The 216-nt window shown below is 61.6% G+C and carries 1 protein-coding gene; it reads right to left on the bottom strand.

The annotated features are described in order from the left end of the window. Positions 1-216 (bottom strand): hypothetical protein (locus ACY9Z2_RS19570; RefSeq protein ID WP_463611335.1); only part of this gene is annotated, 216 nt, incomplete at both ends.

Here is a 216-nt window from a genome sequence, read left to right as displayed (position 1 = left end):
AAAAGCACCGTCTCGCCACACTGGATCGTCACGCCTCCCTCGGGAAGCATGAACTCGTGGTCCGCCACCGTGATGGCGATCGACTGATCGGGCTCGATCGACCCGTGATGGAGGTCCCGGCTCACCCAGGGGATCGTGTTGTAGGTGATGACGTGGAGCGACACGCCGATCAACACCAAGAGGCCGAAGAAGCCGAAGAACAGCCGATGCGACACC

It is taken from the genome of Virgibacillus sp. GM2-2, assembly GCF_055329585.1.
This window is presented reverse-complemented; position numbering and strand designations above follow the sequence as displayed.